Source organism: Streptomyces sp. NPDC057486 (genome assembly GCF_042802415.1).
Classification (GTDB): Bacteria; Actinomycetota; Actinomycetes; order Streptomycetales; family Streptomycetaceae; genus Streptomyces; species Streptomyces yanii.
On record NZ_JBHVEE010000037.1, the window covers coordinates 63,516 to 72,148 of the forward strand.

At 69.8% G+C, this 8,633-nt stretch carries 9 protein-coding genes and 1 pseudogene; 8 read left to right on the forward strand and 2 right to left on the reverse strand.

What is annotated here, in order from left to right; genetic code table 11:
• Positions 1-21: 21 nt before the first annotated feature.
• Together ACFU6I_RS19290 and ACFU6I_RS19295 are read left to right on the forward strand one after the other, a co-directional pair.
• Positions 22-144, forward strand: a pseudogene (locus ACFU6I_RS19290) (winged helix-turn-helix transcriptional regulator); the annotation flags it as partial.
• A 399-nt stretch (positions 145-543) separates the two neighbouring features.
• Positions 544-1,032 (forward strand): glutathione peroxidase, encoded by a 489-nt coding sequence (locus ACFU6I_RS19295; RefSeq protein WP_384367968.1) that lies wholly within the window; start codon positions 544-546, stop codon positions 1,030-1,032.
• Between the two features lie 317 nt (positions 1,033-1,349).
• Here ACFU6I_RS19295 and ACFU6I_RS19300 read toward each other — a convergent pair whose 3' ends face one another.
• Positions 1,350-2,576, reverse strand: coding sequence for an acyl-CoA dehydrogenase family protein (locus tag ACFU6I_RS19300; RefSeq protein WP_384367940.1), 1,227 nt, complete (start codon positions 2,574-2,576; stop codon positions 1,350-1,352).
• Positions 2,577-2,760: 184 nt separating this feature from the next.
• Here ACFU6I_RS19300 and ACFU6I_RS19305 point away from each other — a divergent pair, with 184 nt between their 5' ends.
• Complete coding sequence (locus ACFU6I_RS19305) at positions 2,761-3,411, forward strand: TetR family transcriptional regulator (RefSeq protein ID WP_384367943.1); 651 nt, start codon at positions 2,761-2,763, stop codon at positions 3,409-3,411.
• Between the two features lie 16 nt (positions 3,412-3,427).
• Here ACFU6I_RS19305 and def read toward each other — a convergent pair whose 3' ends face one another.
• Positions 3,428-3,973: a peptide deformylase gene (gene def, locus ACFU6I_RS19310; RefSeq protein ID WP_384367946.1), complete on the reverse strand. Its 546-nt coding sequence runs from the start codon at positions 3,971-3,973 to the stop codon at positions 3,428-3,430.
• A 114-nt stretch (positions 3,974-4,087) separates the two neighbouring features.
• On the opposite strand from def, the gene ACFU6I_RS19315 reads away from it, so the two are divergent.
• From ACFU6I_RS19315 to ACFU6I_RS19335, 5 genes are all read left to right on the forward strand, one after another.
• Positions 4,088-5,326, forward strand: a complete 1,239-nt coding sequence (locus ACFU6I_RS19315) for a MurT ligase domain-containing protein (protein ID WP_384367949.1) — start codon at positions 4,088-4,090, stop codon at positions 5,324-5,326.
• 34 nt (positions 5,327-5,360) lie between these two features.
• Entirely contained in the window at positions 5,361-6,089 is a 729-nt protein-coding gene (locus ACFU6I_RS19320) for a type 1 glutamine amidotransferase (RefSeq protein WP_384042760.1), read from the forward strand.
• A gap of 176 nt (positions 6,090-6,265) precedes the next feature.
• Positions 6,266-7,291, forward strand: coding sequence for a 6-phosphofructokinase (locus ACFU6I_RS19325; protein WP_384367952.1), 1,026 nt, complete (start codon positions 6,266-6,268; stop codon positions 7,289-7,291).
• Between the two features lie 111 nt (positions 7,292-7,402).
• Complete coding sequence (locus tag ACFU6I_RS19330) at positions 7,403-8,353, forward strand: cytochrome c oxidase assembly protein (RefSeq protein WP_384367955.1); 951 nt, start codon at positions 7,403-7,405, stop codon at positions 8,351-8,353.
• A gap of 66 nt (positions 8,354-8,419) precedes the next feature.
• A complete protein-coding gene (locus ACFU6I_RS19335) occupies positions 8,420-8,578 on the forward strand; it encodes a hypothetical protein (RefSeq protein ID WP_266988512.1) in 159 nt (52 codons plus the stop codon).
• The last annotated feature ends 55 nt before the right edge of the window (positions 8,579-8,633 follow it).

The following is an 8,633-nucleotide window of genomic DNA, read 5'->3' on the forward strand; positions in this document are numbered from 1 at the left end:
CCGTCCTTCATGACGAGCAGGATGTTCGCCGGGTCGCCGAGTGCGGGGACGCCGATCGGCGAGAACGGCCGGATGTCGCTCAGCGAACTCGCCGAGGTGCCGGGAGTCTCCGTGAACACCGCAGGCCGCAGGCTGAACCGGCTCCTCGAATCGGGCCGGCTGGCGCTCCGCTGCGACTCGGCCCGTTCACTGTCGGGTTCGCCGGTCGCCGTGACGCTCTTCGACAGCGTGGCGGCAGAGCATCTGGAGTCCGCCGCAAGGGAGTTGGCGAAGCTTCCGGAGATCCTGCAGTGCCTGGCCCCGGCCGGCCCGACCCATCCGATCGCGACGGCCCGGGTCTCATTCCTGGTCGACGCCCAGGCCCCGGAGGTACGTCTCGCCGCGCGCCTCCCCCATCTGCGCATTGCCGGACCAAGCGGTCGCGCCGCGGGCGGTGAGGCTCATGGGCCGGCTGCTGGATCCGGACGGCCCGGCCGTCGGCTTCGTGCCGATGAACCTGTGGGCGTAAGAATGGCGTCGGAAGCGACTCACAAGGAGACCCTCATGACGCTGTACGACATTCCGCTCCACACGCTCACCGGTGAGCCGACCACCCTCGGCGCCTACCGCGGCCGGGCGGTCCTGCTGGTGAACGTCGCCTCCAAGTGCGGGCTCACCCCGCAGTACGCGGGCCTGGAGCGGCTGCAGAAGGAGTACGGGGACCGGGGCTTCACCGTGCTCGGTGTTCCGTGCAACCAGTTCGCGGGCCAGGAGCCGGGCAGCGCGGAGGAGATCCAGACCTTCTGCTCGACGACGTACGGAGTCAGCTTCCCGCTCCTGGCGAAGGTCGACGTCAACGGTGACGGACGGCACCCGCTGTATGCGGAGCTGACGCAGCTCGCGGACGCGGACGGCGAGGCGGGTGACGTGCAGTGGAACTTCGAGAAGTTCCTGATCTCCCCGTCCGGCGAGCCGGTGGCCCGCATCCGCCCCCGCACGGAACCGGAAGCGCCGGAGCTCGTGGCGGCAATCGAGGCCCTGCTGCCCGCCTGACGGGCGGCGTCGTGCCGGGCAGCCTGATGGCCGGGCCGCCCGGCACGACCTCAGCCCCGCCGGGCCCACGCTCAAGCCCGTCCGGCGACCGAGGACAGAGCGGCGCCGGAGGCGCCGCAACGCCCCGGCGCCCCCGCCTCCTGCGGCACAGCGCGAGTGCTGCGACCGGAAAGGTTCACCGGCTCGCGACGCCCGGCACGCCACCTCGCCGCGTTGTCGCATCACCCGAGTACGTCCGGTACGAGGGCGATCCTCCGCCTTGCAATGCACCGCACCGGACGCCGCGGGCTTCCCGGCAAACCTTTCCGTTCGCAACGCTAGCGAATCGGCATGCCCGACAGCGTGCGCGCAATCACCAGCCGCTGAATCTCGCTCGTACCCTCGAAGATCGTGTAGATGGCCGCGTCCCGGTGCATCCGCTCCACAGGGTATTCACGGGTGAAGCCGTTGCCGCCGAGGATCTGGATCGCCTGCGCGGTGACCTTCTTCGCCGTTTCGCTCGCGTACAGCTTGGACATGGAGCCCTCGGCCGACTCGAACGGCTTCCCGGTGGTCGCCATCCAGGACGCCCGCCAGACGAGAAGCCTGGCCGCGTCGATCTGCGTCCGCATGTCCGCGAGCTGGAACGCGACACCCTGGTTGTCGATGATCGGACGGCCGAACTGGGTCCGGGTCCTCGCGTAGTCCAGCGCGACCTCGTACGCGGCGCGCGCGGTGCCGACCGCCATCGCGCCGACCGCCGGGCGGGACGCCTCGAACGTGGCCATCGCCGCGTTCTTCACGCGCTCGCCACCGGACTGGGCGCGCTCGCGTGCCCGCGCCAGGCGCTGGTCCAGCTTCTCCTTGCCGCCGAGCAGGCAGTGGCCCGGGACGCGGACGTCCTCCAGAACGACCTCCGCCGTGTGAGAGGCCCGGATGCCGTGCTTCTTGAACTTCTGGCCCTGCGAGAGCCCCGGGGTGTCCGGCGGCACGATGAAGGAGGCGTGGCCCTTGGAGCCGAGCTCCGAGTCGACCACGGCGACGACGACGTGGACATTGGCGATGCCACCGTTGGTCGCCCAGGTCTTGGTGCCGTTCAGCACCCACTCGTCCTTGGCCTGGTCGTACACCGCACGGGTCCGCATCGAGGCGACGTCGGAGCCGGCGTCCGGCTCCGAGGAACAGAAGGCGGCGACCTTCACATCGTTCGCATCGCCGTACATCTGCGGGATCCAGGTGCCGATCTGCTCCTCGGTGCCGTTGGCGAGTACGCCGACGGCCGCCAGGCCCGTACCCACGATCGACAGGGCGATTCCCGCGTCGCCCCAGAACAGTTCCTCCATCGCCATCGGGATGCCGAGCCCCGTCGGGTCGAAGAACTGCTGGGCGTAGAAGTCGAGGGAGTAGATGCCGACCTTGGCCGCCTCCTGAATGACGGGCCAGGGCGTTTCCTCACGCTCGTCCCACTCCGAAGCAGCCGGACGGATCACATCCGCGGCAAAACCGTGAAGCCAGTCACGGACCTGCTTCTGGTCGTCGTTGAGATCGAGCGTGAACTCGCCCATGTTCCCCTCCATGCATTACCGTGAAAAATCACCGTTACTTGCGGTAACCGAAGTCTGTTACCGACAAGTAGCCACTGTCAACCGGTCAGACTCCGATCGGCACCACCGATGGTCAGGGTGTTACGTTGCGCAGGCGTAACGGACTTGCATGGCCAATTGCACGGCCAGGGTGGGGAGAGGCGACATGGAGACCACACGACAGGCCGGAAAACAGCGGACCGCGGCCGAGCAGCGCCGCCGGGAGCTGCTGGAGGCCGCCGACCGCGTGGTGCTCAGGGACGGGCCCAAGGCCTCCATGAACGCCATCGCGGCGGAGGCCGGAATCACCAAGCCCATCCTGTACCGGCACTTCGGCGACAAGGGCGGCCTCTACCGCGCGCTCGCCAAGCGCCACACCGACGCGCTGCTGAGCGCGCTGCGGGCGGCACTCGACGCCCCCGCCGAGCGCCGCCAGAGGGTGGAGGCGACACTCGACACCTATCTCGCGGCAATCGAGGCCCGTCCGCAGGTCTACCGCTTCCTGATGCACCCGTCCGACGACGCCGCCCCCTCCCCCGAGCAGGGCTTCGACGTCGGGCGCCACTCCGCCCCGCTGTTGCGCCGGCTCGGCGAAGAGCTCGCCCTGGTCATCGCCGAGCGGGTGGACCTGGGCCCGGACAGCGAGGAGATGGCCCGCATCTGGGGCCATGGCATCGTCGGCATGATGCATGCGGCGGGCGACTGGTGGCTGGGCGAACGCCCCTGCTCACGCGCCCAGTTGGTGCGCAGCCTGGCCGATCTGTTGTGGGGCAGGCTGGCCGCCGCGGGCGACCTGCCGGGCGGGCCCGGCTTCTGACGGCGGGAGAGCGCGGTCAGTCGGTACGCCCCCAGGGCGCCCGGCGGGCCGCGCGCAGTGCCCTCGCCCGGCGCAGCCCGGTCAGCCGGTCCGTGTAGACGGTGCCTTCGAGGTGGTCGCACTCGTGCTGGAGACAGCGCGCGAACCAGCCCGTGCCGGCAACCCGCACCGGCTCCCCGTCGACGGTCACGCCCTCCACCACCGCATGGTCGAAGCGCGGGGTACCGGCTTCCAGGCCGGGGAGCGAGAGGCAGCCCTCCGGTCCGCGTACCGTGATGCCGTCCGCCTCGACCAGCTTCGGATTGACGAGATGGCCGAGGTGACGGACATCGTCGTCGTCGGGACAGTCGTAGACGAACACCCGCAGCGGTATGCCGATCTGATTGGCCGCGAGACCGACCCCCTGCGCCGCGTACATCGTGGCGAACATGTCCTCGACGAGCCGGGCGAGCGACGGACCGAAGTCGGTGACGTCCTCGCAGGCACCGTGGAGCACCGGGTCACCGAGCAGAGTCATGGCGCGGACGAGTCCGGAACTGCCGGGGATCGGGCGGTTTCGCATGGCCGCCATCGTACGTTCCATGTGACCTCCGCCTTCCTGGTGGTGCCGTGGTGCGGTCGCCGCGCCGGACATCGATAGGCTGGGCGCGGACCGATGCAAGGAGGATCTAGGACGATGGCAGGCAACACGGAGCCGTTGTCGCCGCGGGCCAAGCTGGCGGTGACGGCGGGCAAGGCCGCAGCGGCGGTGTCGCGCGCTGCGGGGCGCGGCAGCGGATCGGTGATCGGCGGCCGGGTGGCGCTCAAGCTCGACCCCGACCTGCTGGGGCGGCTGGCGCAGCACCTGGACGTGATCCTCGTGTCGGCGACGAACGGCAAGACCACGACGACCCGGCTGATCGCCGAGGCGCTGCGGGCCGCCGGCCCGGTCGTGTCGAACGCGCTCGGCGCCAACATGCCCGCGGGTATCACCTCGGCCCTGGCCGGAGGCTCGGACGCGAAGTACGGCGTGATCGAGGTCGACGAGAAGTACCTCGCCGGCGTCGCACGGGACACCACACCCAAGGTGATCGCGCTGCTCAACCTCTCGCGCGACCAGCTGGACCGCGCCGCGGAAACCAGGATGCTGGCCGAGAAGTGGCGTGAGGGGCTGTCCGGCTCGAAGGCCGTGATCGTCGCCAACGCCGACGACCCGCTGATTGTCTGGGCGGCGTCCTCCTCCCCCAACGTGGTGTGGGTCGCGGCCGGGCAGGCGTGGAAGGACGACGCCTGGTCCTGCCCGTCCTGCGGCGGTGTGATGCAGCGCCCCGGCGACGACTGGTTCTGCGGCGAGTGCGGTTTCCGCCGTCCCACCCCGAGCTGGGTGCTGCACGGCGACTACGTCCTGGACCCGCACGGCTCGGCGTGGCCGATCCACCTGCAGCTCCCCGGCCGCGCGAACAAGGCGAACGCCACCAGCTCGGCCGCCGTCGCGGCCGTCTTCGGTGTGCCGCCGCAGGTCGCCCTGGAGCGCATGTATCAGGTGCAGGCCGTCGCCGGCCGCTACGACGTGGTCTCCTTCCTCGGTCGTGAGCTGCGGCTCCTGCTGGCGAAGAACCCGGCGGGCTGGCTCGAAACGTTTTCCCTGATCGACCCGCCGCCCACACCGGTGATTCTCTCCGTCAACGCCCGGGGCGCGGACGGCACGGACACCTCGTGGCTGTGGGACGTCGACTACACCCAGCTCGCGGGCCACCCGATCTTCGTGCTCGGCGACCGCAAGCTGGACCTCGCGGTCCGCCTCGAAGTGGCCGGTCTCGACTTCCGGGTCTGCGAAAACCTCGACGAGGCCGTGCAGCAGGCCCCGCCCGGCCGTATCGAGGTCATCGCCAACTACACCGCCTTCCAGGATCTGCGCCGTCGTGTCGGCAACTGACCCCGGCCCCGGCCACCTCCGGAGAGGACGAAGCATGAGCAACAACGGTCTGCGTCTGGTCTGGGTCTACCCCGACCTGCTGAGCACCTACGGCGACCAGGGCAACGCCCTGGTGGTGGAGCGCCGGGCGCGGCAGCGCGGTCTCGACGTGCAGCGCGTCGACGTCCGCAGCGACCAGCCGGTCCCGACGTCCGGCGACATCTATCTGATCGGCGGCGGTGAGGACCGGCCGCAGCGCCTCGCCGCGGAGCGGCTGCGCCGTGACGGCGGCCTCAGCCGGGCCGCTTCCAACGGCGCGATCATCTTCTCGGTCTGCGCCGGGTACCAGATCCTCGGCCACGAGTTCATCAACGACCTCGGTGAGCGCGAGCCCGGTCTCGGTCTGCTCGACGTGGTCTCCACGCGTGGCGAGGGCGCCCGGTGCGTCGGTGACGTACTGGCCGACATCGATCCGCAGCTGGGCCTGCCGCCGCTGACCGGTTTCGAGAACCACCAGGGCGTCACTCATCTCGGCCCGACGGCGCGGCCGTTCGCCCGGGTGAAGCTCGGCCGGGGCAACGGCACGGGTGACGGCACCGAGGGGGCGTACAACGACACGGTCTTCGGTACGTACATGCACGGGCCCGTGATGGCCCGTAACCCGATGATCGCGGACCTGCTCCTGAAGCTGGCCCTGGACGTCAACGCACTGCCGCCGACGGACGACCGCTGGTACGAGGCGCTGCGCACCGAGCGCATCGCGTCGGCCACCCAGCCCGCGTGACCCGCATGGCCCGCATGGCCCGCATGGCCCGCATGATGCATATTTCGCTCAACTGAGCGAAGTCCAGCAGGCGGACGCCTGGTTCGGTCCCGCCACCCTGCGCCGGTAGGGTGGCAGGGATCCAACCGGACGACGTGGTCCGGTCGTCGGCCCACGTTGCAAAGGTTTCCCGGGCAATGCGTATTGGTGTGCTCACCTCCGGCGGCGACTGCCCCGGCCTCAATGCCGTCATCCGTTCCGTCGTGCACCGCGCGGTGGTCGACCACGGCGACGAGGTCATCGGCTTCCACGACGGGTGGAAGGGCCTCCTTGAGTGCGACTACCGGAAGCTCGACCTCGACGCGGTCGGCGGCATTCTCGCCCGCGGCGGTACGATCCTCGGCTCGTCCCGGGTCCAGCCCGCACATCTGCGGGGCGGCGTCGAGCAGGCCAAGGGCCATGTCGCCGATCTCGGTATCGACGCGATCATCCCGATCGGCGGCGAGGGCACGCTGAAGGCGGCTCATCTGCTCTCCGAGGCGGGGCTGCCGATCGTCGGCGTGCCGAAGACCATCGACAACGACATCGCGTCGACCGATGTGACCTTCGGCTTCGACACCGCGGTCGGCGTGGCCACCGAGGCCCTCGACCGGCTGAAGACCACCGCCGAGTCGCACCAGCGGGTCCTGATCGTCGAGGTCATGGGCCGCCACACCGGCTGGATCGCACTCCACTCGGGCATGGCGGCCGGTGCGCACGCCATCGTCGTGCCGGAGCGCCCCTTCGACATGGACGAACTGACCGAGCTGGTCGGCAAGCGCTTCTCGGCGGGCAAGAAGTTCGCGATCGTCGTCGTCGCCGAGGGCGCCAAGCCGCGCGCGGGCTCCATGGAGTTCGAGCAGGGCGCCAAGGACATCTACGGCCACGAGCGGTTCACCGGGATCGCCACGCAGCTCTCCGTCGAGCTGGAGCAGCGCCTGGGCAAGGAGGCCCGCCCGGTGATACTCGGCCATGTCCAGCGCGGCGGCACCCCGACCGCGTACGACCGGGTCCTGGCGACCCGCTTCGGCTGGCACGCGGTCGAGGCGGCGCACCGTGGCGAGTTCGGCATGATGACGGCGCTGCGCGGCACGGACATCACCATGGTGCCGCTGGCCCAGGCCGTCGAGACCCTGAAGACGGTACCGGCCGAGCGGTACGCCGAGGCCGAGTGCGTGCTCTGAGCAACACCAGCACCTGAGAACTGCCCCCGGTCGCAGCTGCGGCCGGGGGCAGTTCTACTCTGGTCGGGACAACCGGCGCGAAACGGGGACGTCCCCATCGGGAGTGAACAGATGGATCACAGCGGGCACGGCATGAACATGGATCTGCCGCCGTTCACGCTGGGACGTGGGCTCCAGTTCTCCGCGGACCCCGTATTCCTGATCGGCTGCGTCCTCGCGCTCGGCCTGTACGGCTACGCGGTGCTGCGCCTGCGCAGCCGCGGGGACGGCTGGCCGGTCAACCGGATCGTCTTCTTCACGGTCGGCGTGCTGAGCATCGCGCTGGTGATGTGCACGAAGCTCAACGACTACGGCATGGTCATGTTCAGCGTGCACATGGTGCAGCACATGGTGATCAGCATGTTGTCGCCGATCCTGCTGCTGCTGGGCGCACCCGTGACCCTGGCGCTGCGCGCACTGCCGGTCGCGGGCCGTGACCGCACGGGCCCGCGCGAGCTGCTGCTCCTGCTGCTGCACAGCCGGTACATGAAGATCATCACGCATCCGGTCTTCACCATTCCGCTCTTCATCGCCAGCCTGTACGCGCTGTACTTCACCCCGCTCTTCGACTTCCTCATGGACTCGAAGACCGGTCACCTCGCGATGATGGTGCACTTCCTCGCCGTCGGACTGGTCTTCTTCTGGCCGATCATGGGCGTCGACCCGGGACCGCACCGGCCCGGCTATGTGATGCGGATGCTGGAGCTGTTCGCGGGGATGCCGTTCCACGCGTTCTTCGGTATCGCGCTGATGATGGCGACCTCTCCGATGGTGGAGACGTACAAGCATCCGCCGGCCTCGCTGGGCATCGACGCGCTGAGCGACCAGAACTGGGCGGGCGGCATCGCGTGGGCGTTCAGCGAGATCCCGTCGGTGCTGGTGCTGATCGCGCTGGTCTTCCAGTGGTACCGCTCCGAGCAGCGGACCGCGAAGCGTGCGGACCGCGCCGCCGACCGCGACGGGGACCAGGAGCTGAAGGCGTACAACGCCTATCTCGCCTCGTTGCAGGCGCGCGGACAGTAGCGGTGGAGACACCTTCCGGGTGACGATGGGGTCCACGGCCGCGCGGCCGACGAGGAGGGTGCGCGCATGTCCGGATCGACGAAGACGATGGGGATGCTCACCGTCGGGGCTCTGGTGGCGGTCACCGCCTACACGGTGGCGCTGGGGAGCAACGGCTGGCTCTGGTTCGGCTGGGTGGTGCTCGGGCTGATCACCCTGGGAATGGTGGCCACGCGCGACACCTGAGCGGGGCCCTTTGTCCGGTACGACGGGTGGCCCAGGGCCCGGACGGGCCCTGGGC

Coding starts and splice junctions, on each gene's coding strand:
- ACFU6I_RS19295 (WP_384367968.1), top strand. CDS start 544: ATGACGCTGTACGACATTCCGCTCCACACGCTCACCGGTGAGCCGACC.
- ACFU6I_RS19300 (WP_384367940.1), bottom strand. CDS start 2,576: ATGGGCGAGTTCACGCTCGATCTCAACGACGACCAGAAGCAGGTCCGT.
- ACFU6I_RS19305 (WP_384367943.1), top strand. CDS start 2,761: ATGGAGACCACACGACAGGCCGGAAAACAGCGGACCGCGGCCGAGCAG.
- def (WP_384367946.1), bottom strand. CDS start 3,973: ATGCGAAACCGCCCGATCCCCGGCAGTTCCGGACTCGTCCGCGCCATG.
- ACFU6I_RS19315 (WP_384367949.1), top strand. CDS start 4,088: ATGGCAGGCAACACGGAGCCGTTGTCGCCGCGGGCCAAGCTGGCGGTG.
- ACFU6I_RS19320 (WP_384042760.1), top strand. CDS start 5,361: ATGAGCAACAACGGTCTGCGTCTGGTCTGGGTCTACCCCGACCTGCTG.
- ACFU6I_RS19325 (WP_384367952.1), top strand. CDS start 6,266: ATGCGTATTGGTGTGCTCACCTCCGGCGGCGACTGCCCCGGCCTCAAT.
- ACFU6I_RS19330 (WP_384367955.1), top strand. CDS start 7,403: ATGGATCACAGCGGGCACGGCATGAACATGGATCTGCCGCCGTTCACG.
- ACFU6I_RS19335 (WP_266988512.1), top strand. CDS start 8,420: ATGTCCGGATCGACGAAGACGATGGGGATGCTCACCGTCGGGGCTCTG.